This is a genomic window from Buttiauxella gaviniae ATCC 51604 (genome assembly GCF_001654835.1).
GTDB lineage: Bacteria > Pseudomonadota > Gammaproteobacteria > Enterobacterales > Enterobacteriaceae > Buttiauxella > Buttiauxella gaviniae.
In genome coordinates, this window is the sequence record NZ_LXEP01000003.1 from 238,441 (window position 1) to 263,148 (window position 24,708).

General features: G+C 49.0%; 22 protein-coding genes. 6 read left to right on the forward strand and 16 right to left on the reverse strand.

The window, feature by feature from the left end:
• Positions 1 to 47: 47 nt before the first annotated feature.
• Complete coding sequence (locus M977_RS01570) at positions 48 to 959, reverse strand: LysR family transcriptional regulator (protein WP_064511791.1); 912 nt, start codon at positions 957 to 959, stop codon at positions 48 to 50.
• Positions 960 to 1,051: 92 nt separating this feature from the next.
• Positions 1,052 to 1,255, reverse strand: coding sequence for a hypothetical protein (locus M977_RS01575; protein WP_064511792.1), 204 nt, complete (start codon positions 1,253 to 1,255; stop codon positions 1,052 to 1,054).
• A 445-nt stretch (positions 1,256 to 1,700) separates the two neighbouring features.
• Here M977_RS01575 and paoA point away from each other — a divergent pair, with 445 nt between their 5' ends.
• From paoA to paoC, 3 genes are read left to right on the forward strand one after another with little or no spacing between them, the layout of a single operon-like run.
• A complete protein-coding gene (gene paoA, locus M977_RS01580; RefSeq protein ID WP_083962893.1) occupies positions 1,701 to 2,426 on the forward strand; it encodes an aldehyde dehydrogenase iron-sulfur subunit PaoA in 726 nt (241 codons plus the stop codon).
• Complete coding sequence (locus M977_RS01585; protein WP_064511793.1) at positions 2,423 to 3,373, forward strand: FAD binding domain-containing protein; 951 nt, start codon at positions 2,423 to 2,425, stop codon at positions 3,371 to 3,373. The genes paoA and M977_RS01585 overlap by 4 nt, the downstream gene beginning before the upstream one ends.
• Positions 3,374 to 3,377: 4 nt before the next feature.
• Positions 3,378 to 5,576, forward strand: coding sequence for an aldehyde oxidoreductase molybdenum-binding subunit PaoC (paoC, locus tag M977_RS01590; RefSeq protein WP_064511794.1), 2,199 nt, complete (start codon positions 3,378 to 3,380; stop codon positions 5,574 to 5,576).
• Positions 5,577 to 5,646: 70 nt separating this feature from the next.
• Here paoC and M977_RS01595 read toward each other — a convergent pair whose 3' ends face one another.
• The gene (locus tag M977_RS01595) at positions 5,647 to 6,336 is read right to left on the reverse strand and encodes a hypothetical protein (RefSeq protein ID WP_064511795.1); all 690 of its coding nucleotides are present in this window, start codon (positions 6,334 to 6,336) and stop codon (positions 5,647 to 5,649) included.
• A gap of 136 nt (positions 6,337 to 6,472) precedes the next feature.
• Here M977_RS01595 and M977_RS01600 point away from each other — a divergent pair, with 136 nt between their 5' ends.
• Positions 6,473 to 6,721, forward strand: coding sequence for an ElaB/YgaM/YqjD family protein (locus M977_RS01600; protein ID WP_064511796.1), 249 nt, complete (start codon positions 6,473 to 6,475; stop codon positions 6,719 to 6,721).
• Between the two features lie 57 nt (positions 6,722 to 6,778).
• Here the strand turns inward: M977_RS01600 and nlpA are convergent, their stop codons facing one another.
• From nlpA to arnB, 8 genes are all read right to left on the reverse strand, one after another.
• On the reverse strand, positions 6,779 to 7,594 hold the full coding sequence (gene nlpA, locus M977_RS01605; RefSeq protein ID WP_064511797.1) for a lipoprotein NlpA: 816 nt from the start codon (positions 7,592 to 7,594) through the stop codon (positions 6,779 to 6,781).
• A 117-nt stretch (positions 7,595 to 7,711) separates the two neighbouring features.
• The gene (gene arnF / locus M977_RS01610) at positions 7,712 to 8,092 is read right to left on the reverse strand and encodes a 4-amino-4-deoxy-L-arabinose-phosphoundecaprenol flippase subunit ArnF (RefSeq protein ID WP_074391969.1); all 381 of its coding nucleotides are present in this window, start codon (positions 8,090 to 8,092) and stop codon (positions 7,712 to 7,714) included.
• Positions 8,089 to 8,412: a 4-amino-4-deoxy-L-arabinose-phosphoundecaprenol flippase subunit ArnE gene (gene arnE, locus M977_RS01615; protein ID WP_064511799.1), complete on the reverse strand. Its 324-nt coding sequence runs from the start codon at positions 8,410 to 8,412 to the stop codon at positions 8,089 to 8,091. The genes arnF and arnE overlap by 4 nt, the downstream gene beginning before the upstream one ends.
• On the reverse strand, positions 8,409 to 10,070 hold the full coding sequence (gene arnT / locus M977_RS01620; protein ID WP_064511800.1) for a lipid IV(A) 4-amino-4-deoxy-L-arabinosyltransferase: 1,662 nt from the start codon (positions 10,068 to 10,070) through the stop codon (positions 8,409 to 8,411). The genes arnE and arnT overlap by 4 nt, the downstream gene beginning before the upstream one ends.
• A gap of 61 nt (positions 10,071 to 10,131) precedes the next feature.
• Positions 10,132 to 11,022 carry a 4-deoxy-4-formamido-L-arabinose-phosphoundecaprenol deformylase gene (gene arnD / locus M977_RS01625; RefSeq protein WP_064511801.1) on the reverse strand — a complete coding sequence of 297 codons (891 nt, stop codon included), beginning with the start codon at positions 11,020 to 11,022 and terminating at the stop codon, positions 10,132 to 10,134.
• A complete protein-coding gene (gene arnA / locus M977_RS01630; RefSeq protein ID WP_064511802.1) occupies positions 11,019 to 13,001 on the reverse strand; it encodes a bifunctional UDP-4-amino-4-deoxy-L-arabinose formyltransferase/UDP-glucuronic acid oxidase ArnA in 1,983 nt (660 codons plus the stop codon). The genes arnD and arnA overlap by 4 nt, the downstream gene beginning before the upstream one ends.
• Entirely contained in the window at positions 12,998 to 13,981 is a 984-nt protein-coding gene (arnC, locus tag M977_RS01635; RefSeq protein WP_064511803.1) for an undecaprenyl-phosphate 4-deoxy-4-formamido-L-arabinose transferase, read from the reverse strand. The genes arnA and arnC overlap by 4 nt, the downstream gene beginning before the upstream one ends.
• A 1-nt stretch (position 13,982) precedes the next feature.
• Entirely contained in the window at positions 13,983 to 15,122 is a 1,140-nt protein-coding gene (arnB, locus tag M977_RS01640; protein WP_064511804.1) for a UDP-4-amino-4-deoxy-L-arabinose aminotransferase, read from the reverse strand.
• Between the two features lie 440 nt (positions 15,123 to 15,562).
• Between arnB and M977_RS01645 the strand changes: the two genes are divergently transcribed.
• Positions 15,563 to 17,182 (forward strand): phosphoethanolamine transferase, encoded by a 1,620-nt coding sequence (locus M977_RS01645; protein ID WP_064511805.1) that lies wholly within the window; start codon positions 15,563 to 15,565, stop codon positions 17,180 to 17,182.
• A gap of 74 nt (positions 17,183 to 17,256) precedes the next feature.
• Positions 17,257 to 17,733 (forward strand): WbuC family cupin fold metalloprotein, encoded by a 477-nt coding sequence (locus tag M977_RS01650; RefSeq protein ID WP_064511806.1) that lies wholly within the window; start codon positions 17,257 to 17,259, stop codon positions 17,731 to 17,733.
• Between the two features lie 524 nt (positions 17,734 to 18,257).
• Here the strand turns inward: M977_RS01650 and M977_RS01655 are convergent.
• From M977_RS01655 to M977_RS01675, 5 genes are all read right to left on the reverse strand, one after another.
• Positions 18,258 to 19,223, reverse strand: a complete 966-nt coding sequence (locus tag M977_RS01655; protein ID WP_157092021.1) for a transporter substrate-binding domain-containing protein — start codon at positions 19,221 to 19,223, stop codon at positions 18,258 to 18,260.
• A gap of 202 nt (positions 19,224 to 19,425) precedes the next feature.
• Entirely contained in the window at positions 19,426 to 20,628 is a 1,203-nt protein-coding gene (locus tag M977_RS01660) for a cytochrome c (RefSeq protein ID WP_064511808.1), read from the reverse strand.
• Positions 20,629 to 20,634: 6 nt separating this feature from the next.
• A complete protein-coding gene (locus M977_RS01665; protein WP_064511809.1) occupies positions 20,635 to 22,527 on the reverse strand; it encodes an NAD(P)/FAD-dependent oxidoreductase in 1,893 nt (630 codons plus the stop codon).
• 12 nt (positions 22,528 to 22,539) lie between these two features.
• The gene (locus tag M977_RS01670) at positions 22,540 to 23,016 is read right to left on the reverse strand and encodes an ester cyclase (protein ID WP_064511810.1); all 477 of its coding nucleotides are present in this window, start codon (positions 23,014 to 23,016) and stop codon (positions 22,540 to 22,542) included.
• A 15-nt stretch (positions 23,017 to 23,031) separates the two neighbouring features.
• Positions 23,032 to 24,462 (reverse strand): gamma-aminobutyraldehyde dehydrogenase, encoded by a 1,431-nt coding sequence (locus M977_RS01675; RefSeq protein ID WP_064511811.1) that lies wholly within the window; start codon positions 24,460 to 24,462, stop codon positions 23,032 to 23,034.
• Positions 24,463 to 24,708: the final 246 nt, after the last annotated feature.

Genomic DNA, 24,708 nt, shown 5'->3' on the forward strand with positions numbered 1-24,708 from the left:
TAAGACAGATACCGTTTTTATTGATATATATTATTAAGTTGATATTTTTATTTGCCAGCAATTATTTCAGCCTGTGTTGCAGCGACATTATTAATAAACTTTTTCACAATTGGCGAGCGCTCATGTACCCGGCTGACTATCGACAATGGAATATAAGCGCCCTCTTCCTCGATATCATAAAATGCAACACCGGAGGATGAATGACTCATGGCTTTCATTGAGGAGGGAACAATCGAGACCCCAATGCCTGCAGAAACCAGATTAATAATGGATGATAATTGTGGTGCAGTTTGCTTCACCGTAGGCACACAACCTGCTTTTTCAAACAACGCAACTATAGTGTCGTGCAGGTGCACACTGTAATCTCGCGGACACAAAATCATCTCTTCGTTTGCCAGCTGATTCAATGTGATATGGCTTTGCGCGATATACGAATGCTGCTCAGGTAACACAATGGTCAAAGGCTCCTGGAGAATTAAATGCAGCTCCAGTAGCTCACTATATAGATGGTCAGTACGAACAAAAGCCACATCAATAGCGCCATTTTCGACGGCTTTAATGAGATTATCGGTATGTGCCTCATCTAATTGCAGACTGACATTTTTGTAATCGCTTTTGAATTTCTTAATACTGCGCGTGACCACGGAATTAAATGCCGAAGATGAAGTAAAACCAACTTTAAGCACCCCCAGTTCGCCTCGCGAAGCGAGAAGTGCTGATGATTTTGCTTCTTCTACCAAACCCGGCAACACTTTTACCGCATCATAAAATGCGGTACCCGCGGAGGTTAATTCAACGCCTCGGGCGATGCGATGAAACAATTTGGTACCAATTTCATTTTCCAAATCTCGTATTTGTATACTGAGAGGCGGTTGGCCAATACCCAGCACTTCTGCTGCATAGGTAAAACTTTTGGCATCGGCAACGGCCAGAAAATAACGAATATGTCTTAACTCCATTCGCATGCCTATTGAATCAATATTAATTAAAGCGGATCAGATGCTTAAAGGTTCTATTGCAACCAGATGATGATAGTATATCTGAAACAAAATTATAGATGGCTCGAAGGCATATATTTAACCCAACACTCTTCGTGCTTATCGGTAGTAGGTTCTTTTTTGTAAACACGATAACCAATTGAAAACGCCCATTCTAATGCGGAATTATAATCATCAAATGTCGATAACTGTTTATCTTCTACACGAACGACAATGTTTCCTTCACTATTTTTTTCCACGAATGCATTTTTAATCATGAAAATTAACCTCGTTACATCTGCGTAATATAGTTAAAACCGCGTATTTATCACACCGGTAGGCGATGAGCTGAATATATATATCCCCCCATCCTCAAGCAATGATATGGCGCATAGCTTTGGTATATATATTTTATATGGATGGTATGATTTTGATACAGATCATGAATGCTCATTTGTTGTGATTCCGTGAATATAGAAAGCATTTTATGTTAACCACCTTTCACTTGAGCATTAAACAATGGCAGCCACATTACCTCCGTGCATGCCATATCTGGCAGAGTATACGGTTCGCTATGGATACGCTGCTTGTAACCCCCTCTTTGCAGAATTCAGGAATAATCCCAACGCCTGCGCCGTCTATGATTAATAGTTCGTTATAAAAATTTGAGCATCGCAGAGAGTTCCATTTTCCTGGTGCAATCTTTCGAACACTGGAGGCGGTATGAGCAACCATGACCATGAAGCGAATAAAAGGCACTTGTATAGTGCAAGCAGCAACAGGAGCGGTAATCACTACCTTAATATTGAATATTATGGCTTTCGCCTAACAAGGCGGGAGCTTCTCAAGGTCGGTGTTGTGTCGGCCGCAACCGTGGCGATGACGCCAACTCATGCTTTTGGAGCGGGCGCGAACGCCACCACTCCCTCGCCTGAATTAGCGCGCGTAACGTTAAATGTTAACGGCGAATCCCACCAACTGGACGTTGATACACGAACCACACTTTTGGATGCGCTGCGCGAAAACCTGCACCTTACCGGGACCAAAAAAGGGTGCGACCACGGCCAGTGTGGCGCATGTACGGTTATCGTTGACGGTCGCCGGATAAACGCCTGCTTGACCCTTGCCGTGATGCAGCAGGATGCCGAAATCACCACCATTGAAGGTCTCGGTAAACCGGATAACTTACACCCTATGCAGGCCGCCTTTGTCAAGCATGACAGTTTTCAATGTGGGTACTGCACACCAGGGCAAATTTGCTCCTCTGTTATGGTCCTCAAAGAGCTCGAAATGGGCATTCCAAGCCACGTCACCTGTGATTTGAATTCCCCCCCTCGGGCCACCGCCGAAGAAATACGTGAACGTATGAGCGGCAACATCTGCCGTTGCGGCGCTTATTCCAACATTCTTGCTGCCATTGAAGATGTCGCCGGGGGGCAAAAATCATGAAAGCTTTTACTTTTGAGCGAGTGAAAACCCCGGCCGAAGCGGCAGCGAGCGCCCAGCGTAATCCTGGTGCCAAATTTATTGCCGGGGGAACGAATCTTCTTGATTTGATGAAGTTTGAAATAGAGACGCCACCCCATTTGATTGATGTGAACGCTCTTACGCTCAACAAAATTGAGCCAACGGACGAAGGTGGCCTGCGCATTGGTGCGCTGGTACGCAATACAGATCTCGCGGCAGATTCGCGTATTCGTCGCGACTATGCGGTACTTTCCCGAGCGCTACTCGCGGGCGCGTCAGGCCAGCTGCGTAATCAGGCAACCACTGCCGGTAATTTGCTCCAGCGCACTCGCTGCCCCTACTTTTATGATACCAACCAACCTTGTAATAAGCGGCTTCCCGGCAGTGGATGTGCCGCTCTTGAGGGTTTTAGCCGCCAACATGCGGTGGTCGGGGCCAGTCGAGCCTGTATCGCAACCCATCCCAGCGATATGGCCGTCGCCATGCGCCTACTTGATGCGGTGGTAGAGACGGTCAGCCCGAACGGCCAGGTGCGCAAAATCCCGTTGGCAGATTTCTATCGTGCACCGGGTAACACGCCACATCTGGAGACGGCACTAACTTCAGGTGAATTGATCACCGCCGTTACCTTGCCTCCACCGCTGGGCGGCACTCATATCTACCGCAAAGTTCGAGACCGCGCCTCCTACGCTTTTGCTCTGGTTTCGGTTGCCGCCATTGTGCAGCCCGATGGAACCGGACGTGTCGCTCTTGGTGGTGTTGCACACAAACCGTGGCGGCTTGAAGAAGCTGACCGGCAATTGAGCAACGGTAGCCAGAGCGTTTATGAAAGGCTGTTCGCTGATGCGCGCCCTACTCCTGAAAACGAATTCAAGCTGATACTGGCGCAGCGCACGCTCGCCTCGGTATTAATGCAAGCACGGGGATAAACCAATGAAATTTGATACTCCGGAAAAAGATAACCCAATAGACCAGCTCACCGTTGTTGGGCAGCCCCATGACCGTATTGATGGCCACCTGAAAACGACCGGCACTGCTCACTATGCCTACGAATGGCATAACGAAGCAGCCAATGTGGCATATGGCTATGTGGTGGGCTCCGCCATTGCTAAAGGGCATATCAACTCAATTGATTTAGAAGCAGCGCGCAATGCCCCGGGCGTGATAACTATTGTGACGGCGGATAATGCCGGCCCGCTTGGAAAAGGTGAAAAAAACCCGGCAAAGCTACTCGCAGGCCCGACGATTGAACACTATCACCAGGCTATTGCCGTGGTGGTCGCAGAAACCTTCGAGCAAGCTCGTGCGGCGGCAGAATTGATTAAGGTCGATTATCGCCGCGAACAGGGTGCATACAATCTTGCCGAGGAAAAACCCCGCGTTACCACAGCAACTGAAGAAGAGCCTGACAAATCAACCGGTGATTTTGCCAGTGCCTTTGCCGCATGTGCGGTGCAGTTTGATGCCACCTACACCACCCCGGATCAAAGCCACATGGCGATGGAACCGCACGCCTCAATGGCTGCGTGGGATGGAAATAAACTAACCCTATGGACTTCCAATCAGATGATTGACTGGTGTCGTAGTGACCTGGCAAAAACCCTGAAGCTCGCCAAAGAAAATATACGGGTGTTTTCGCCCTATATTGGCGGTGGTTTTGGTGGGAAGCTGTTCTTACGTAGCGATGCGCTGCTGGCGGCCCTTGGTGCTCGCGCGGCAAAACGCCCCGTCAAAATTGCTTTGCAAAGACCCTTTATTCCCAATAACACCACTCACCGCCCGGCAACTATTCAACATCTTCGCATCGGCACGGATAACACCGGGCGGATTAGCGCAATCTCACATGAGAGTTGGTCAGGTAATCTTGCTGGAGGTCCATCGGAAACAGCCGTTCAGCAAAGCGAGTTGCTGTATGCCGGTGCCAACCGCCATACCGGGCTGCGTCTGGCAAAACTTGACCTGCCAGAAGGCAATGCCATGCGCGCACCAGGAGAAGCGCCGGGATTGATGGCACTGGAAATCGCTATTGATGAGGTGGCAGCAAAAGTGGGTATCGACCCGGTTGAGTTTCGCATTCTCAACGATACCCAGGTTGACCCTGCAAACCCTGAGCGATTCTTTTCACGCCGCCAGCTGGTTGAATGCCTGCGTACCGGAGCCGACCACTTTGGCTGGAAGCAGCGCAACGCTCAGCCTGCACAAATCCGCGATGGGCGTTGGCTTGTCGGCATGGGTGTTGCGGCAGGTTTTCGTAACAACCTGGTGATGAAATCGGGCGCGCGCGTTCATCTTGATGCACAAGGCATCGTCACCGTTGAAACCGATATGACGGATATCGGCACCGGCAGTTACACCATCATTGCCCAGACAGCCGCGGAAATGTTGGGCGTGCCGCTGGAAAAAGTCGTGGTGCGGTTGGGGGATTCAGATTTCCCGGTTTCGGCAGGTTCAGGCGGTCAATGGGGTGCCAATAGTTCAACGGCTGGGGTTTATGCTGCTTGTGTGAAGTTGCGCGAGGGCGTGGCAAACAAACTGGGCTTTGATCCGCAACACGCGGTGTTTAGTCATGAACAAATACGCGTAGGTGACCGCTCAGCCCCTCTTAATGAGGCTGCTGCAATAGGGACGCTGACGGTTGAGGATGACATAGAATTTGGTGAGCTCGAAAAAAAATTCCAGCAATCCACTTTTGCAGCGCATTTCGTTGAAGTCGGAGTGGATATTGCAACCGGGGAAACGCGCGTTCGCCGAATGTTAGCAGTGTGCGCTGCTGGCCGAATACTTAACCCTAAAACAGCCCGCAGCCAGGTTATTGGTGCGATGACGATGGGGGTCGGGGCTGCGCTAATGGAGGAGCTAGCCGTCGATACTAGACTAGGTTATTTCGTTAACCACGACCTTGCTGGCTACGAAGTACCGGTATATGCCGATATCCCCGTGCAGGAGGTGATTTTCCTCGACGATGCCGATCCGGTCTCCTCACCCATGAAAGCCAAAGGTGTCGGTGAGCTGGGGTTGTGTGGCGTGAGCGCTGCCATCGCCAATGCCGTCTATAACGCAACAGGTGTGCGGGTGAGAGATTATCCCGTTACGCTCGATAAACTCCTGAAAGGGTTGCCCGAGTTAATTTGATACGTCTTTCTGCCTCTAAAAACTGGCAACTGCGCGAAGGTGCAGTTGCCAGTTTTTCCTGCCATCTTGATTAATCACCGCTAACGCTATGAACTTCCGTCCAGTTGTAATTGGTAAATGCCAGTTGAACTTGCGCAGTAACATTGCCGTAATTATGGGATTGATGGGCAAGAAAATAGTCTCTGAAGCGTTGAGGAATAAACTCTGCCTGATAGCGTAAGAGTGTGCTGTGCCAGAACGGCGGGGGTAATGGGATGTCACCATGTCGGTCACGCAACTTCTCACGCCAGGGCGAATCCAGCAGTTGGCGCGCAAAGGCTGCTTTAGCCGACTGACTTTCGACGTCTGGTGTTCCTGCAATCAGCAATTGATTAGGTAACGCCACCAGCCGCAGATTGCTAATAGTGGCAACCAGGTTCTGCGCATGTTCGGCGAAAATAGCCGGTAATTGCTGATCGAGCATCGATATGTCGCGGAACTGATAAAGCGGCATTGTGATAGCAAAAAAAGTAAAATGCAGCCCGGTGTAAGGCATAACATCAGCGAGCGAGTCGTTATGTACAAGTTCATGTAACTCATGCAGAAGTTGGCTCAATGGCGGAGTCAGCGCGGGCTGTATTCCGCTCGTAATCGCAAGCTTATGTGGCTCGTAAAAAGCCTCTTCACGCACTCGCCCGATATCGGGATGCGTTGCCCACTTAGCGAGAGTTTTCTCACTGGCCCGAATATAAAGCTGTTGTAGTTCCTCAGAATTTGACAAGTTCACCTCCTGCACTGACTTTACACCCGTTCAAAATACCTCTTTTTTTCTCATTGTCTGAATTCTCGGTTTAAAACATTTCTCTCCGATTCTCTCAACTACACTTAGTTGCGCAATTAAATCTAAGGAGCTCAGTATGTTTGACAAAACAACAGACAAACTCAACGAAGCAGCAGGTACTGCCAGGGAGTTATATGGCAGACATACCAATAACCCTGATGATGAATTTAAGGGTGCGGCCAGAAAGTATGCGTCGCAAGCCAGTTACGCAGTAAGAGATGCAACAGATAATGTGCGGGATCAGGTGTCAACCAACCCTATTGCCGGTTTAGCGATTGCCGCGGCGGTTGGTGTGGTATTTGGCTTCTTGCTGGGTCGTAAATAACAAAATGGGCTGTTAGCAACAGCCCATCAACCTACTATTTTTCAATGATTTCAGTGATCACCAGCCAGGAACGGCCCCACCATTAAAGATAGTTTCAGCCGCTTTCGCGACCTCTGGTGACTGATAAGATTGCAGGAACTCTTTCACATTTTCCGCATCTTTGTTGTCTTCACGAGCAACCAGGATGTTCACATATGGCGAGTTTTTATCTTCGATAAAGACGCTATCGTGCACCGGCGACAAGCCTGTTTGCTGGATGTAAGTCGTACTAATAATCGCCACATCAACTTTCGCATCGTCTAACACGCGTGGTAGCTGTGCCCCTTCCAACTCCATAATGTTCAGATGGCGTGGGTTTTCAGTAATATCCAACGCGGTCGGCAGCAGTCCTTTACCCTCTTTCAGGGTGATAAGCTTTTCTTTTTGCAGCAGCAGAAGAGCACGCCCCAGATTGGTTGGGTCATTCGGGATTGCAACAGTGGCACCGTCTTGTAGCTGATCTACCGTCTTAATTTTTTTCGAATAACCGGCCATTGGGAACACGAAGGTATTACCCACGGCCACTAACTTGTAGTTATGCGCTTTGTTGTCTTGCTCGAGGAATGGGCGATGCTGGAAAACGTTGGCATCTAACTCACCATGGTTGGTGGAGTCATTTGGTAGCAATGAACCGCTGAACCCGACCAATTCCACATCCAGGCCATACTTCTCTTTAGCGACTTTTTTCGCGACTTCAGCCACATCCTGCTCTGCGCCGTTAATCACACCGACTTTAATATGTTTCGCATTACTGCTTTGTTGGTCACAGCCCGCCAGCATCAAACCTGCCAACAAGACAGCCCCAATCCGTAAGTGAGGTATCGTCAATCGCACGCTTTTTTCCTTAAAAAATAACTGCCAATGTGTAATGAAACGACTATAGCAGGATGCCTGTTGTGGTTTATAAAACCAAAAAGGTATCAATTAGAAGGAAAAAGCATATACGCGTAATCAATTTTTTTCTGGCAGACAAACCAACAACAATCCGAGGAAAATCACGCTCACGCCGACAAGTTTGCCCATACTGAAACTCTCGCCCAGCCACGGAACCCAAATGGCCGCAGCCCACACCAGAACATAACTTAGACTCAGTAGCGGGTAAGCTTTACTCAGCGCTATTTGCCGCAATGCAAAAAACCAACAAGCCATTGAAAAGACGTAGGCAAGTAACCCGACTAGCAACGCTTGCGCGCCAGGGGTTGCACTCATAAAAGCGGCAAACAGTTCGTCGTGCTTTTCAACCGGGGGCAGTGCCATCATCGCCCATTTCATGATGAGCTGCGCGCAACTAACTAACAGCACGCTCATCAATGCCCAGAAGTAGCCCATCAGGCAGTTCCTCCCAGAATGGAGATCCCAACGATAATCAACAAAATCCCCAACCAATGGCGAAGCGAAACAACCTCATGCCAGATAAAGCGCGCAGCAAGAGTGATAAATATGAAATTCAGGCTTAGCATCGGGTAGGCCACGCTGACGGGGATGCGCTGTAAGACCAGCAACCACAACAGCATAGCGCAACCGAGTAACGTAACGCTTAATGCCAGCCAGCCGAATAAGTGGCGGCGACCTGGCCGCCAGGTGGCCTGTTTTTGGCAAAGCTGGCCTCCACAACTCAATAGGCTGGCCAGCACAATCAGCAAATAACTCATGGCGTTTGTTCGTAGAAGAAGAGAACAAAGCGCCCTTTGCGATAGAGTTGGTCTGGCGCAGGTACATCATTATCTTCTGGCACTTTGTTTTTCGACAGCAACATAACCAAAGAAACATTCCCTTCTTTACGGTGAGTTGCCAGCCAGTTGGCAAAGTCTTCGCGAGAGACAAAGTTATCTTTGGCATCAGCGAAGTTTGTCAGGCCGTAGTTCAGCTCACCTGGTTTTGCATACATCGTAATGTCATCACGCTTTAGCTCCCAGGCAATGCCGGCACCAACGCCAACACTGTCGGCAAGAATGTAGCGGCTGTTTTCCAGTTCCGGGCGTACCACATCGATAAAGGGCTGCGGAAGTTTAGAATCGATAACTTTGTCTGGAACAACCCCGCCAACCAGTAGTGCCAGGCCAAGTGGACACAGTGCGGCCCACTGCCAGAGTTTCGCGTGGTTGCGCGTGGTGAAATACCCCACCAGTGCCCAAACCAGAAACGCGATGCTGGCCTGAATCACTTTGAGTACTTCATTGCTGGCATAGACCGGATGTTTCGCAAGCCCCCATGGTGCCAGCACCAACAGGATAACCAGCGTACAAATCCCACCAAAAACAGTGTTAATCCAGCCATTCACTTTTAGCGTTTTTGCAGATGCAGCCAGTTGTGTCGCGTGGCGTGCAAGCAAGATAGCCAGCGGTGCGAAGCACGGCAGAATATAGGTTGGCAGCTTACCTTTCGCGATACTGAAAAATAGCAGCGGCATGACCACCCAACCCAGGACATAAAGCGTTCCGCTCTCTATTTTGCGCTCTTGCCAGCCACGCGTTAACGCGCCTGGCAACAAAGCAACCCACGGCAAACATCCGGCAATCAGGAACGGGATGTAATACCAGAATGGCGCTTTATGCTGCGCATCTTTCTCAGCAAAGCGTTGGATATGCTCAACCCAGAAGAAATAGTGCCAGAAAGTTGGCTCCGCTTTAGCGATAGCCAGTGCCCATGGCAAGGTAATGACAGTCGCACTCAATACTGCAAGTGGCCCGAACAACAGCACCTCTTTCCAGCGTTTTTGTGCAATCACCCACGGCAACACGCCTAATACTGGGACGGCTAGCGCCAGAAAACCTTTTGTCATAACCCCCATGCCGCAAACGAGGCCAAGCAACAAATAGCCCCCTGCTTTTGCCGCCGTCGTTTGCGCATTTACCGCCCACCAGAAACTGCACATAGCAGCAGCCAGCCAGAGTGTGATCATCGGGTCAAGAACCGCATAGGTGCCGACACCGTAAACCAGCAGGCAGGTCATGAATATGACACCTGAGAGCACTGCGACTGTTTTATCTCGCCATAAACGAAATGCCAGCCAGGCCACCATTAGCGCACTGAGCGTAATGGAGAAAACGGACCCAAAACGTACCGCAAAGTTGTTATGGCCGAAGATCAGTTGGCTGAGGTTATTGATCCAGTATCCGGCAACAGGTTTCTCAAAATAACGTACATCCAGAAAATGCGGGACAATCCAGTTCCCCGCAGCCAGCATTTCCCGGCTTATCTCCGCATAGCGCGTTTCATCCGGTTGCCAGAGCGCGCGAAATTCCAATGGCAGCAGGTAAAGCAATGCAAAACCCAGGATCAGAAAAAGCGAATATTTGACTGATTTCATCCATCTATACCCAAATGTGCCCAAAATAATTCGAGTTGCAGCCAACACCCCGCAGCTTGAATTATGATGGGGATTGGCAACCCAGCCAGCCTTCGCGGCCAGAAATAACACCACGCACCACTTTGCCCAACGGCAATGTAGATAAATCTTCAGGTAACAGTTCGCTCAATGGGCAAAACTGAATACCTTCCTGCGCAGCCATGGTGAGCAACTCACTAAAATCCTTACGCATTACAATCCCTTCCACTTCAGCGTGGATGGTATACACCGGGGTTCCGGCATCTTGTTTAATGCGATCAAGGATAAAACGGTTATAGCCTTCACGACTGACACCCTCGCCAATCACTTCATCCCAGGTTGGGAGCGTTACCGGAATTTGCACCGTCCCCGTACTGCCATCAGGAAGTAACGGTAGAAAGGGTGTTGTTCCACGGCAATCGCTGTTGTAGCTGAAGCCGAATGGCTCTTTTGCCCGCACGACCCGCTGGTCTGCTCGCCAGCCAGCAACTGCTGAACATGTCACGGGTTGTTCGATAATTTGCGCCAGGGTGTCCATCCCGAGACGAATTTGCGTCTCGAGATGATTGTTGTCCCAGACACCCGCCCAGGTTTGCCACGCGAAGTGATCCCAGGCGTGCAAGCCGACTTCATGATGATCTGCCGCCGCCGAGATTATCTCTGCATTGCCTGCGCCAATTTTGCGCCCAGGCCATGCGGTTCCCGCCAGCAGAATATCCCAACCGTAGAGCGATGCCGCTTTAGAGCGCAGCATCTTCCACAAGAATTGCGGTTTCACCAGCCGCCACAAATGGCGGCCCATGTTATCCGGGCCGACGCTGAAGAAAAATGTGGCCTGAATACCGTGCAAACTTAAGATCTCAAGGAGATGCGGAACCCCTTGTTGGGTACCCCGCCATGTATCTACATCAATGCGCAGGCCAACTTTTCTCATGCCTGAGGTTCCGTCAGTTCAACTGTTTTAAGGAAGAAATCCAGGGTCTCATCAATGGTTTGTTCCATTTCAACCGTAGGTTTCCAATTCAATAAACGATGGGCATTGCGAATGCTTGGCTTGCGGTGTTCCACATCCTGGTAACCCTTGCCGTAATAAGTGCTGCTTTCCACTTCACGGAAACCGGAAAACGGCGGGAAATGGCTACGCAATGGGTGCTTTTCAAAGCTCTCCAGCAGCATTTGCGCCAGTTCTTTAATACTCGCTTCGTTATCCGGGTTACCAATGTTGATGATTTGCCCATCACAGTTGCTGTTTTTATTCTCGATAATGCGGAACAACGCTTCGATACCATCGCTGATATCAGTAAAGCAGCGTTTTTGTTTACCACCATCAATCAACTTAATCGGCGAGCCTTCGACCAGGTTAAGAATCAATTGGGTAATTGCGCGCGAGCTACCGATACGTGCGGCATTAAGGTTATCCAGGCGTGGACCCATCCAGTTAAACGGACGGAAAAGCGTGAAACGTAAGCCCTCTTTTTCGCCATATGCCCAGATAACGCGGTCAAGAAGCTGTTTAGAAACCGAGTAAATCCAGCGCTGTTTATTGATAGGTCCAACAATCAGGTTCGAGTTATCTTCATCGAACACTTTGTCGGTGCTCATACCATAAACTTCCGACGTAGATGGGAAGATAATGCGTTTTTGATACTTCACGCAGTCACGAATGATTTTGAGGTTTTCTTCAAAATCCAGCTCAAACACACGCAGCGGGTTACGGGTGTATTCAATTGGTGTGGCGATGGCAACCAGCGGCAGCACGACATCACATTTCTTAATGTGATACTCAATCCATTCGGAGTGAATACTGATATCACCTTCCACAAAGTGGAAACGCTCATTGCCGATGAAACGACTAATAGCATCAGAACCGATATCCAGGCCGTAAACTTCGAAGTTATCGTCCTGCAACAGGCGTTCGGTCAGGTGGTTGCCGATAAAACCATTCACTCCGAGGATCAGCACGCGAGTGCGACGTTTTATTGCGGATACCGGCTGGTTACTGAGCAAAGCACCCGCTACCAGGCCAAGGGTTTGCGCCAGTTGAGAACCCTGCATGTAGACGCCGTTTTCGGTTTGACCAGTAACGATTTCCAGTGCACCGCCACCGGTGGCAATAACAAGCGGACTTACAGATAACACTGTTCCCGCTTTCGCAGACTGAAGCCCTTCGAGCACACGCCCTTTCCAGACAACAAATTTAGCGCCACCCACATAGCTAAATGCACCCGGCCAAGGATCGGTCACCGCGCGAATCAGATTGTTAATTTCGTTCGCCGGAGATTGCCAGTTAATGCAGCCATCCTGTGGCGTGCGACGGCCAAAAACGGTCGCTTCGCTGTGGTCTTGCTCAACCTGTGGGAAATACCCAGTTTTGATAACCGGAAGAATACCTTCCAGCAGGTGGGACGCCGCGTTAGTTAATTTATGATGCAGCGTTAAGGCCGTTTCTTCCGGGGCAATAGCCACTCGATGTTGCGCAACAATGGCACCAGCATCTGCACGGCTAACCATACGATGCAGCGTGACGCCCGTTTCAGTTTCGCCTTTCACCAGCACCCAGTTCAGCGGTGCACGGCCACGGTAATGCGGCAGCAACGAACCATGCAGGTTAAAGGCCCCTACCGTCGCGCTATTGAGAATTTCATCGCACAGCAAATTGCGGTAGTAAAACGAGAAAATCACATCGGGCTGAGCGGATTTAATACGATCAACCCACAAAGGGTGATTCACATCATCCGGGGCATAAACTGGAATGCCATGTTCTGCGGCGGTGCGAGCCACTGACCCAAAAAAATGGTTTTCAGAAGGTGAATCAGGGTGGGTGTAAATAGCTGTAATGTCATAACCGGCAGCTACCAGTGCATTAATGCCTGCACACCCAATGTCGTGATAAGCAAATACAACAGCTTTCATTGATGATTTTCCTCTGAAGTTGAAACTGAGTCGCGGCTAACTACGCGCTGAATAAAATAACGAGGGCGGGCGCGGACATCGGTATAAATACGGCCGATGTATTCACCCAGCAGTCCCATGCCCACGAATTGCGCGCCGATAAACATAAACAGCACCGCAAATAGCATGAACACCCCTTCTGCCGCCCATTGCGGCCCGAAGGCAAGACGTAAAACAACCAGCAGAACTGAAAGCGTAAAGCCCAGTACCGCGATGATGCTGCCGAACACACTGAGCATGCGCAGTGGCGTGGTGGTCAGGCAGGTCACCAGGTCGTACATAAGGTTAATTAAACGCATAAAGCTGTATTTGGAATCGCCAAACTCACGCTCGGCGTGATGTACCGGGATCTCGGTCGCTTTACGGGCAAAGGTGTTTGCCAGAATAGGAATAAAAGTGCTGCGTTCATGGCAATTAAGCATCGCGTCGATGATATGGCGGCGATAGGCGCGCAACATGCAGCCATAATCCCCCATCGCTTTGCCGGTAGTGCTTTGAATCAGGCGGTTAATCAGGCGCGAAGCACGCTTACGGAACCAGGTATCCTGGCGGTTCTGGCGTACTGTCCCCACCACGTCGTAGCCTTCATCAGCTTTTGCCACCAGACGTGGGATCTCTTCCGGCGGGTTTTGCAAATCTGCGTCGAGGGTAACAATCAAATCCCCGGTGACGTGGCTAAACCCAGCCATTATCGCGTTGTGTTGGCCGTAATTACGGTTGAGCAACACCGCAACAATATGGCTACCGGGCAATTGGGCCGCATCATTCAACATGGAAGCGGATTCATCGCTGCTGCCGTCATCGACCAGCAAAATTTCGTAATCCTTACCCAAGGTTTCGCAGGCGGCCGTAGTGCGCCTGATAAGTTCGGGTATGCTTTCTTGCTCGTTATAAATCGGGATAACTACGGAGACTTTGTGGATCGGTAAAGGGGTCATCATATTATTTTCCTGCAACTTCACGTAATGCGTTGATTACGCGTGAGACGTCGTCATCTGACATCGTTGGAAATAACGGAATGGAGCAAATACGATCGCTGTTCCATTCGGTATCAGGTAAAGAGAGTGTTGGATAGCGTTCGCGGTAGTACTTCTGTGTATGCGCGGCTCGGAAATGCAGCCCAGTGCCAATACCCTTATCTTTTAAAGCCCCCATAAATTCATTACGGGTAATTCCACAACGAGATTCATCAATACGTAAAATAAAAAGATGCCAGGCGTGTTTATGTGCCCATTGAGGATGAATTAGCGGTAAATAAGGCGTGTTGACCAACTCAGCTAAATAACGTTCAGCTATTTCAGTACGCCGCGCGTTATGTTGTTCAAGTTTGTTTAACTGCACCAGGGCAATGGCTGCATTAATATCTGCGAGATTGTATTTGTACCCTGGAGTGATCACTTCTGCCTGTGGAGCGCGCCCCTGGGTCTGGCGGTCAAAAGCATCAACACCGAGTCCGTGAAACTTCAGACTACGCATCCGGTTTGCAAACTGATCGTCGTCAGTGACAATCAACCCGCCCTCAGCACAAGTCATGTTTTTAATGGCGTGGAAGGAGAAAATTGCCGTCCCACGGTCGCCTACATGCTTGCCTTTATAGTGGGTTCCAGCGGCATGTGCTGCATCTTCAATTACAGGAATTCCGTGACGTTCACCTACCGCGCGGATGGCGTCGATATCTGCTGGAGCCCCAGCGTAGTGCACAGGAATAATGGCTCGTGTGCGTGGTGTAATGGCCGCTTCAATGCTTTCAGGCGTTACCATCAGGGTATCGCGGTCAACATCGATCATCACCGGTTCGGCACCTAACAACACAATCATGTTCAGTGTGGAAACCCAGGTCAAAGAAGGAGTAATCACTTCATCACCAGCCTGGATACCCAATGCCATCAATGCGACATGCATGCCCGCCGTCGCAGAGCTGACTGCAATGGCGTGCTTATTGCCTGTTAACTCGCAAAATGCCTCTTCGAGAGCCTGATTTTTGGGGCCTGTTGTTATCCAACCAGACTGCAAAACTTCACTCACAGCAGCGAGTTCTTCTTGCCCCATAGCGGGGCGTGAGAAGGGCAGAAATTCACTCATTGGATATCCCTGTAATTAAGTAGAAACTGTATTAATCATGAAGCAGGTTAATTAAATAAAAGCACAACATGATTGATTCACAATGCTGCTATCTAAACCACTGTTAAATTAAAACCAACTTAGCAGAGATTTCTTAGGCCAATATTAAGATATGAATAATTTGAATAAATAAATCGAGATAAACACCCGGCAATTAAGTTCACAGAATTGCCACAAAAGCCGAAAACCAAAAAGTTCCCCACTTCTTTTCTTTATCTGAATTCATTGAATAGCCGTTTAGCTTTTATGATATGGAATACATTAAGGTTAAATTAAGGTTGGTCGTTAATAATCACACTCACACATACGCCGCTTGTGGTCTACAGTAGAAATGCCGATGGCAAACCCATCCTGCTCGCCTGTGTATCAATAGTATAAAAATGAACCTGTTGGAGATGTTAATGCCCGTACTTTTCAGGATGAAGGTCATCCCGCTGATTTTACTGCTGGCGGTAGTCTTTGCCTTCTTACTCAACTGGCCCGTGTTACTGCATTTTTACGATATTTTGACCCATCTTGAGCATGTAAAAATCGGTTTCGTTATCTCCATACCTTTCGTGTTAGTTGCGGCTCTCAATTTCGTCTTCATGCCCTTCTCTATTCGCTTTCTATTGAAGCCATTTTTTGCCTTTCTGCTAATTACTGGCTCAATGGTCAGTTACGCCACGCTGAAATATAAAGTGATGTTTGATCAATCAATGATTGAAAACATCATTGAAACGAACCCGCAAGAAGCTCATTCCTATCTGAATGGTTCGATAATTTTATGGATTCTTTTGACCGGTGTACTGCCTGCTATCTTATTGTTTTTAATTAAAATTGAATATCCAGCAAGATGGTACAAGGGCATTGCCTATCGCTTGTTGTCGATGGTGGCATCGCTGGCGCTTATTGCAGGTGTTGCAGCGCTTTACTACCAGGATTACGCCTCGGTTGGGCGTAACAACTCAACGCTTAACAAAGAAATTATTCCGGCTAACTACGTCTACAGCACCGTTCGCTATCTGAAGGATACGTACTTTACGACCAAAGAACCCTTCCAGTCGCTGGGCGATGACGCCAAACGTGTTGCCAATAAAGAAAAACCAACGCTGATGTTTCTGGTGATTGGTGAAACGGCCCGTAGCCAGAATTTCTCGATGAACGGTTACTCGCGTGATACCAACGCCTTTACCAGCCAATCCGGCGGCGTTATCTCATTTAAAGATGTTCACTCCTGTGGCACCGCCACCGCAGTTTCCGTACCGTGCATGTTCTCGAATATGAACCGCACCGAGTACGACGGCAAGAAAGCGTACAACAGCGATAACTTCCTCGATATTGTGCATAAAACGGGGGTTGCTGTGCTCTGGAAAGAGAATGATGGAGGCTGTAAAGGTGTGTGTAGCCGCATTCCGACTATCGAAATCAAGCCAACCGATAACCCGAAACTGTGTGATGGCAAAACCTGTTATGACGATGTGATGCTGGAAAATCTTGATGCTGAAGTGGCCAAAATGGCCGGAGACAAACTGGTCGCCTTCCATATGATTGGCAGCCATGGGCCGACCTATTACCAGCGTTACCCAGCAGAGCATCGTCACTTCATGCCGGAGTGTTCACGCAGCGATATTGAAAACTGTACCCAAGAGCAGTTGGTCAATACCTACGACAACACCATTCGCCACACCGACTATGTGTTAGCGCAAATGATTGAGAAGCTGAAAAAATACAGTGACCAGTACAACACCGTGCTGCTGTACGTTTCCGATCACGGTGAGTCATTAGGGGAAAGTGGCCTGTATCTACATGGTACGCCGTACAAACTGGCCCCGGATCAGCAAACGCATATCCCGATGCAGGTGTGGATGTCACCGGGCTTTATCGCCGAGAAACACATCAACATCTCTTGTTTACAAGATAACGCGGCGAAAAAACCGTACTCCCATGACAACCTGTTCTCATCGGTTCTCGGGCTTTGGGACATCAGCACCAGTGTCTACCAGTCGGGCAGCGATTTATTCCGCGAATGCCGGGGTTAACTCACCGCGGGTAGAGGCATAACGCTTTGCGGCAACCGCAATCAGGGTTGCCGCATAACTTTATAAAGGCCTATATGAAACAGATTACTTTCAGTGATATGCAACAGCAAAGTGAGCTGGCGGCAAACTCCCCTCGCTTACGCACTCACCGTAATTTTCATCCCGAATTGAGCGACCCGGTGCAGCGACTGGCTGTTGCCATGGAGCCGGGAACCTATGTTCGTCCCCACCGCCATCCCCACACGTTTGAACTGTTGATATCACTCAGCGGCCGCTTTCTGGTATTGAATTTTGATGATCACGGCGCAGTGACTCGCCGCGTTGTTTTAGGCGAAGAGTGCAAGGCGCTGGAGATGGACGCCGGAACCTGGCACACAGTGTTGTCACTGGATAAGGGCGGTGTAATTTTTGAAGTGAAACACGGTGGCTATCAGCCCATTGCAGAACAAGACGCTGCCACCTGGGCACCCACCGAAGGTGAAGTGGGCACCGCTCAATTAATGAAATGGTGTGCGCAAGCCCAGGTGGGTGACGGCGGTTTTACGCGGTAATTGCCAACTTTAATCCGCCAGAACGCAGGCATGACCGTTGACTGCAAGTTTCACCGCCATCCCAACTTGCCAGTTTTGCTGGCTGATAGTTTTCACCTGCAAAGGTATGGGCCAACCCGGTGAGGACAGCGTCAGCGTCTAAAGATAACCAGTAAAATCCACATCAATGATCGTCACAACAGGCTGAGGTTCTGAATCGCCCTTAAGTGGCGAAATAACCACTTGTTCCGGGCGCAGCATAATACGCCTCTCGCCGCTAAAGTGAGGATTATCCGCCGACTGTCAAAAGAGTTGAAGTACCACACCAGGCAACTCAACCCTGGCGCAATATCAGCAACACGCTGGCGTTTAACACACAGCCTTTGCCTGCCGAACCAGAAGCAGAATCGGAAGCCGTTCCAGAGGAGGAGTCACCAGAGGTCAAAGAACCAGGTAATGTCGTGTCGGATGAAAAAATGGCGAATGAAGATACCTATCCAGGCCTTGAGCAGTTATCAGAAGACGCGCGGCGGCGAACCCTACTGCTACTCAGGTGACAACGTACGGTATGCCGCGCCTGGCGCGCTTGCTTTCACATAGTGCTGTAATACTTTACTCATTGGCATATGCAAATTTTTCTGCAATGGCGGAACGGGCGACATAAACCATTTGTTATATAGTTCGACGTACCTTCCACTGTTGATTATTTCGCCTAATGACTTATTAACCAGATCGGTTAATTCAACGGAATCTTTTGCCATCATTAATCCATAAGCATCCGTAGCGCCGAAATCGACATAACTGATGGCATAATTTTCGGGGTCCCCGGCTTTAAATGCAGCGAGTAAAACCTCGTCGTTAGCTAACATTTTGACGGTTTCAGACTTAAGGAGTTCTAAAGCCGATGCAAAATCTGGCGTCGTTACCATCAGAAGCGAATAATCCAGTTTATGGTTCAGGTTGTTAATACGCTCAATGGCGGAACCACCAGAAACAGCCGCTATTGTTTTGCCGCGTAGCTGACTTGCTTGCTGTACAGATTCACTTTTCTTAGAAAGTAATACAGTCGTAGTAATAAAATAGGGATTAGAGAAATTATAAGTTTTAAGCCGAACATCTGTACGGGTAATTGCCGAACATGTCATATCAACAGCATGCCCCTTTACTTTTTGTAAAGTTACGTTCTGTTTTTCCCCGACCCAATTAATCTCAATGTGAGGGATATTTAACTCTTTTTCTAACTGACCAATAACATCACGACATATATCAATTACCATGCCAACTGGCTTGGCATTATCAATATATGAGAAAGGGAAATCATTATACGAATAGCTTAATGTTATTTTGTGATTTTTCTTTATATTCACAAGGCTATCATTAGCATGAGTATAAAATGCTGGAAATGTGCACATAATAAAGAACAGAGGTAAATATTTTTTCATTTGAAATGCCAATATAGAGCCTATATACCCAATACCTTGAACTTTGCCATCATTGATGATGAGCCACACAACCTTATGCGCGCTGAAGATGACACATAAGCCAGCAAGATTAAAGAATTATCCATAAATAAAACTTTGGCTGATGTAGATGTCAATATCTTCCCTGCCATTAGTTAAGGTGAGGAAGGTTATTCGTTAATAGTTGGTTGCTATGGTGATCTGTTTGCCAGAGTGGATAAGCAATTACACCACCCACTCTAGCAATAAATAATTATTTCTGCGCTTCTTTGACTCTCACAACATCATCCTTACTGATAGGCGCTGTACCACTTCCCCAACTCCCTCTTACATAATTAACCACATTAGCCATTTCATCAGCTGACATTGAATCTTTATATGCTGGCATTCTAAAGGAAATATTACCCTTGGTTTGCGGTGTTTGCGCACCTTGATAAATAACCGAGATCAATGACGCTGGATCTTTCGCCGTGACTATTGAGTTATTCACTAAAGAAGGTACGGTAAAATCTTTACCTTTACCGTCATCACCATGGCAGGTCGAACAATACATTGAATAGAGTGTTTTCCCATCCGTCGGTGAATAATTTATTGAACCATCCTTTGCAACAGGCGTTGAATTTTTATGGTTGAAATTCAGCAAATAAAAGGAAATAGCATCTAAATCACCATCGGTAAGATATTGCGTACTTTGCGTAACGACTTCACTCATTGGCCCCGAAATTGCTCCATGCTGGCTTCTTCCCACCCGCAGAAGATCTTTTAATTCCTCCGATGGCATCGAGATATTTCGTAGTGATGGCGCATACCAGCCATCAATCGTTGCACCACTAAGATAAATATCGCTGGCCCCATTATAGGCTTTTTCCTCCATTGAGACGCCTCTTGGGGTATGACAGGCACCGCAATGGCCTGGACCTTCAACCAAATATGCACCTCGGGCCAGTAATTCTTTATCCTGCTCCGTAGTTTTTGGCGCTGTATTATCAGGATGAGCATCCTCAACATATAACCAATTCCAGATATGCAGTGGCCACCTGGCGGAGAGCAGCCATGGAATATCATTCTCTTTATTTTTCACGTCAGCGGCGGGAACCTCTTTCATGAAATAGTCATAGAGATCGTGGATGTCTTTATCGGACATTCTGGCATACGACGGATAAGGCATTGCGGGATAGAGTGGATGACCATCTTTCGCAATCCCCTGCCTTACTGCCTTCTCAAAATCTTCATACGAATACTGACCAATGCCGGTGGTTTTATCTGGCGTAATGTTAGTAGCGTAAATATTCCCAAGCGGCGTGGAAAATTGTTTCCCTCCCGCCATCGGTTGGCCACCTTCGGCGGTATGGCAAGCCACACAGTCCGAGACCTTTGCCATATATTCACCCGTTGAGATAGCCGCTGCATGGCCGGTATATAAAATGCATCCGATAGCTAATAAAGTCTGTTTCATGTCAGCTCATCCCATCGCCTTGAGTTCATTGACCGCGCGCCACGCCTGGTCAATCGCAGTATGCGCATAGGCGTCCCAATCTGAATCGGAGTTAGCAATCGCGATTCGCCCGATAGGCTTACGCGCCCGCTTAATAATTTCCGGCATCTTATCCATATCATCGAACAACGCGCTGGCGTAATAAGCGTAGCCATGAGCCCAGCGGTTCACGGTTATAGCGGTGATATCCCGTTCATGATCAAACCCGGTTTGCCCCAACATTTCCTGAAGCTGTTCGCGGATCATCTTTTCATGAGCATCAAAAGTGGTGCCAAGTAAATAAGCTCGCCCCTGGCGGAACTGTTCACGGGCACTCATTTTGCTGCCCGGGTATGTGGGCACATAAACCATGTGCAGGCACATAGGTTCATCCGGATTTTGCGGGTGGTGATAACTTCCCATGCTCACCGGATAGTCGAGCTTCACGCGGCTGTAAGGGGCCGCAGGAGAATAGAATTCGTGGATACCGAGTTTGGTAAAAGCATGCCAGTTCTTGACCACCACATTGGTGTATACCAGCGGCGCTTTGACGTTCAGGCGCAAGTCAGCCTTTTGCTCTTCCGGGGTTTCAGGCACCAGATACGGGATCATCATGTTGTAGCCCGCCATGATGGCCTTACGCCCTTTGACGCGATGCGCTTTGCCGTCATTAACGTAGGTCACGACCACGCCATCATCGGTATTAGCCGCATTAATCACAATGCTGCTCAGGCGAATGCGGGTGCTGTTCTCTTTGTTGTCGAGTTTTTGATAATTCAGCCTGGAGGTGATGGAGTCTTCCATCGTGTTGCCAGGTAGCGCTTCGGGCACCAGGTGCCTGACTATCAAACGAGCCAGGCCCGCATTACCATCCGGTAAATGATAAACATAAGGCTCTTCCAAATCGGCAAGGGATTCTTCATCAAGAGGAGGCAGGCCCATCTTGTCCATTCCCGGCAATGCGCAAGTGCGCGCATCACCACAACTCACGCCTTCAATGCCGATAGCAAAGAAGTCATTGGTGCGCTGTTGGAAATACATGATGGCCATTTTGCTCAGACCCACTTTCTCCACCAGGAAATCGCGGTAGCTATGGGTGTCCATCCATTCGGTTTTCTCGTCTACCGACATCCCTTTCAGGTAATCCTGCGGATTGACGTACAAATCCAGAATGGCTTTGCGGTCGTTCTCACTTAACGGGAAATCATTGATAAATGCCTCAAGGCTGCGGCCATTGAGTCTGTCTGGCGGGATATCATCGGCGACTGCGCGCCCAGGATCGCCGCCGACAATTTTGGTTTCACCGAAGTTCTTTTTGTCGAAGAAAACCCCACGACTCAGATTTAAGTCGGGGTAAAAATTGACCTCAAAGCTCTGCTTCATGCGCGCTATGCTAACGCCAACCTTGGACATCAGGCCATTTACCACCGGGCTAAAGTTACGCGTTGGCGACTGAAAAGCTTCGCTACCGCCGTAACCAATGATTTTTTTGCCACCGGCGTTAAATTCATTGCGCTTCGCGTGGCCGCCAAAATCATCATGATTATCAAGCACCAGCACTTTGCTCTCTTTACCCATCAGGTCGTGCCAGAAACTGGCTGCCGCAAGGCCGCTTAACCCGCCGCCGACAATAACCAGATCGTACTCTTCTTCAATCGGAAGATGGTCTGTGCTGAATTTTTCATGGTCACGGCCAATTGCGTGCGCCATCTCGAATGAACCGGGATGGTTACCGCGCAATCCGGTAAGTTGGGGCGGATAGTAATCCTCCCCGATAACCGCGCGAGCATTACCGGCAGCTTTGGCAAGGTCAAGAGGTGTTAACCCTGCAGCAATAGTGATGGCAACTCCGTTGAGAAAATCACGTCTGGTTATGGACATAAAAGACCTTACTTATTTAGCCTGTGGTTTTAATTCTTCATCCAGTTTCCTGGAGTCGTAGTAATCGCCTTGCCATGTAATCTTGCCGTTATTGACGGTGATATAGCTGACGCCTTCAAATTTAATCGGGTTATTGGTAGCCGGGCTGCCAGCCCACTCACCACTATTTTTACCGCTAAACTCCCAGCGGAAGGCGATGGTGTCGTGGTCATAGACCGGCTTGCTGGTCATTTTCCATGTCAGGTCCGGCACGGCTTTAATAAAAGCACCTATAACGTCTTTTTCCGCGTTTGCCTTCCCGTTAACCGGCGTGCCATTTGCTGCATCGTAATAAACCACGTCTGAGGCTAAATATTGTGCAGCTTTTGCCGAATCATGGGCGTTCCAGGCGGACATATAATCTTTAACCACCGTCAACGGGGAAACATCCGCCAGCGCCAGATTTGAGAATAGAGCGAAGGAGAGTACGGCAACTTTTATTGCTTTCATTTCATCACCTTAATATTAAGAGTCAGAGGTATCGCACATAATGTGTTTCACACGGGTGTACTCATCCAGCGAGTAGGATGACAAGTCCTTCCCGTAACCGGATTTCTTGAAGCCGCCATGGGGCATTTCAGCGCACAGCGGAATATGGTTGTTAATCCACACCGTGCCAAAATCGAGACGCATGCTGAAGCGTTGGGCGCGGCCGTGATTACTGGTCCAGACACTGGATGCCAGGCCATATTCCACGTCGTTGGCCTTATCCAGCGCCTCTTCTTCTGAGGAGAATCTCTGTACGGTCATCACCGGGCCAAAGACTTCGTGCTGGATAGCCTCGTCGCGTTGTTCAAGGCCGGAAATAATCGTCGGTTCAAAATAAAAACCAGGGCCAGCACCAGGCTTACCGCCAGTTTCGATTTTGGCGTGCGCCGGCAGTCGACTAATAAAGCCTTTGACCTGCTCTAACTGATTGCGGCTGTTCAGTGCGCCGTACAGCGCATCCTTATCTTCCGGCACGCCGAATTTGATTTCGCGGGTTTTGCTTACCAGCTTTTCGAGGAATGATTCATAAATCGAATCTTCAATCAGAATGCGCGTCGCCGATGTGCAATCCTGGCCTGCGTTGAAGAAGCCCGCGGTGGTGATGATATCGACCGCTTTATTAATATCGGCATCGGCAAAAACGATAACCGGTGCTTTGCCGCCAAGTTCGAGGTGAGCCTTGGTAAGGTTTGCTGCAGCAGATGCCGCTACCTGTAAACCTGCGCGAACCGAGCCGGTAATTGAAACCAACGACGCTTCTGTGCTCGATACCACGAGAGAGCCGGTTTCTGCTTTGCCAAGCAACACGTTAAACGCGCCCTGTGGGAAAATTGGTGCGGCAAGTTCTGCCAGAATTAACGTACTAATAGGCGTGGTATCGCTAGGTTTAAGCACTACGGTGTTCCCCGCGGCCAATGCCGGGGCAATTTTCCACACCGCCATCATAAACGGGTAGTTCCACGGCGTGACCTGGCCGACAATCCCTAACGGCTCGCGGCGAATAGTTGAAGTTAAACCGGGGGTATATTCGTATGAGGCTTTGCCTTCAAGACATCGCGCCGCACCAGCAAAGAAACGCAGTGCATCGCAGGATGCTGCGATCTCTTCCTTTTCGATAAAGTGGCGTAACTGCCCTGTTTCCTGACTTTGCGCTTGCGCGAGTCGGTCCACATTGTGTTCAATCGCGTCGGCCAGTTTTAACAGTGCCAGCTGTCTTTGGGACGGGGTGGAATGTTTCCAGACGGCAAACGCGCTTTTCGCTGCGCTATAGGCCTGATCTACCTCGCTACGGCCTGCACTTGGCGACAGTGCGTAGGTCTCTCCGTTGACCGGGCTGACCAGCTCAAAGAGGTTATCCTCAGAACCTGCTACATATTGCCCATTGATAAAATGCTTCAGGATGTTCATTACGCTCTCCGCTCGTTAAAACATAAACTATATTATGTAATATGTTTTATATGGCGCGAGTTCAATAACATTTTACTAACAATATGATATACATCCCATTTCGAAGTGATATTTTAATGTGCAATTGCGCAGCGTTCATAAAGCGCGATGGAAAGGTTCAAAACGAGCGACACATGTTGCATGTGGACCAGCATCAACACTTAAGCATTCCTTCATTAACAAGGGGTTGTATGCTATGTTCAGTGA

Coding starts and splice junctions, on each gene's coding strand:
- M977_RS01570 (WP_064511791.1), bottom strand. CDS start 959: ATGGAGTTAAGACATATTCGTTATTTTCTGGCCGTTGCCGATGCCAAA.
- M977_RS01575 (WP_064511792.1), bottom strand. CDS start 1,255: ATGATTAAAAATGCATTCGTGGAAAAAAATAGTGAAGGAAACATTGTC.
- paoA (WP_083962893.1), top strand. CDS start 1,701: ATGAGCAACCATGACCATGAAGCGAATAAAAGGCACTTGTATAGTGCA.
- M977_RS01585 (WP_064511793.1), top strand. CDS start 2,423: ATGAAAGCTTTTACTTTTGAGCGAGTGAAAACCCCGGCCGAAGCGGCA.
- paoC (WP_064511794.1), top strand. CDS start 3,378: ATGAAATTTGATACTCCGGAAAAAGATAACCCAATAGACCAGCTCACC.
- M977_RS01600 (WP_064511796.1), top strand. CDS start 6,473: ATGTTTGACAAAACAACAGACAAACTCAACGAAGCAGCAGGTACTGCC.
- arnE (WP_064511799.1), bottom strand. CDS start 8,412: ATGAGTTATTTGCTGATTGTGCTGGCCAGCCTATTGAGTTGTGGAGGC.
- arnT (WP_064511800.1), bottom strand. CDS start 10,070: ATGAAATCAGTCAAATATTCGCTTTTTCTGATCCTGGGTTTTGCATTG.
- arnD (WP_064511801.1), bottom strand. CDS start 11,022: ATGAGAAAAGTTGGCCTGCGCATTGATGTAGATACATGGCGGGGTACC.
- arnA (WP_064511802.1), bottom strand. CDS start 13,001: ATGAAAGCTGTTGTATTTGCTTATCACGACATTGGGTGTGCAGGCATT.
- arnC (WP_064511803.1), bottom strand. CDS start 13,981: ATGATGACCCCTTTACCGATCCACAAAGTCTCCGTAGTTATCCCGATT.
- arnB (WP_064511804.1), bottom strand. CDS start 15,122: ATGAGTGAATTTCTGCCCTTCTCACGCCCCGCTATGGGGCAAGAAGAA.
- M977_RS01645 (WP_064511805.1), top strand. CDS start 15,563: ATGCCCGTACTTTTCAGGATGAAGGTCATCCCGCTGATTTTACTGCTG.
- M977_RS01650 (WP_064511806.1), top strand. CDS start 17,257: ATGAAACAGATTACTTTCAGTGATATGCAACAGCAAAGTGAGCTGGCG.
- M977_RS01660 (WP_064511808.1), bottom strand. CDS start 20,628: ATGAAACAGACTTTATTAGCTATCGGATGCATTTTATATACCGGCCAT.
- M977_RS01665 (WP_064511809.1), bottom strand. CDS start 22,527: ATGTCCATAACCAGACGTGATTTTCTCAACGGAGTTGCCATCACTATT.
- M977_RS01670 (WP_064511810.1), bottom strand. CDS start 23,016: ATGAAAGCAATAAAAGTTGCCGTACTCTCCTTCGCTCTATTCTCAAAT.
- M977_RS01675 (WP_064511811.1), bottom strand. CDS start 24,462: ATGAACATCCTGAAGCATTTTATCAATGGGCAATATGTAGCAGGTTCT.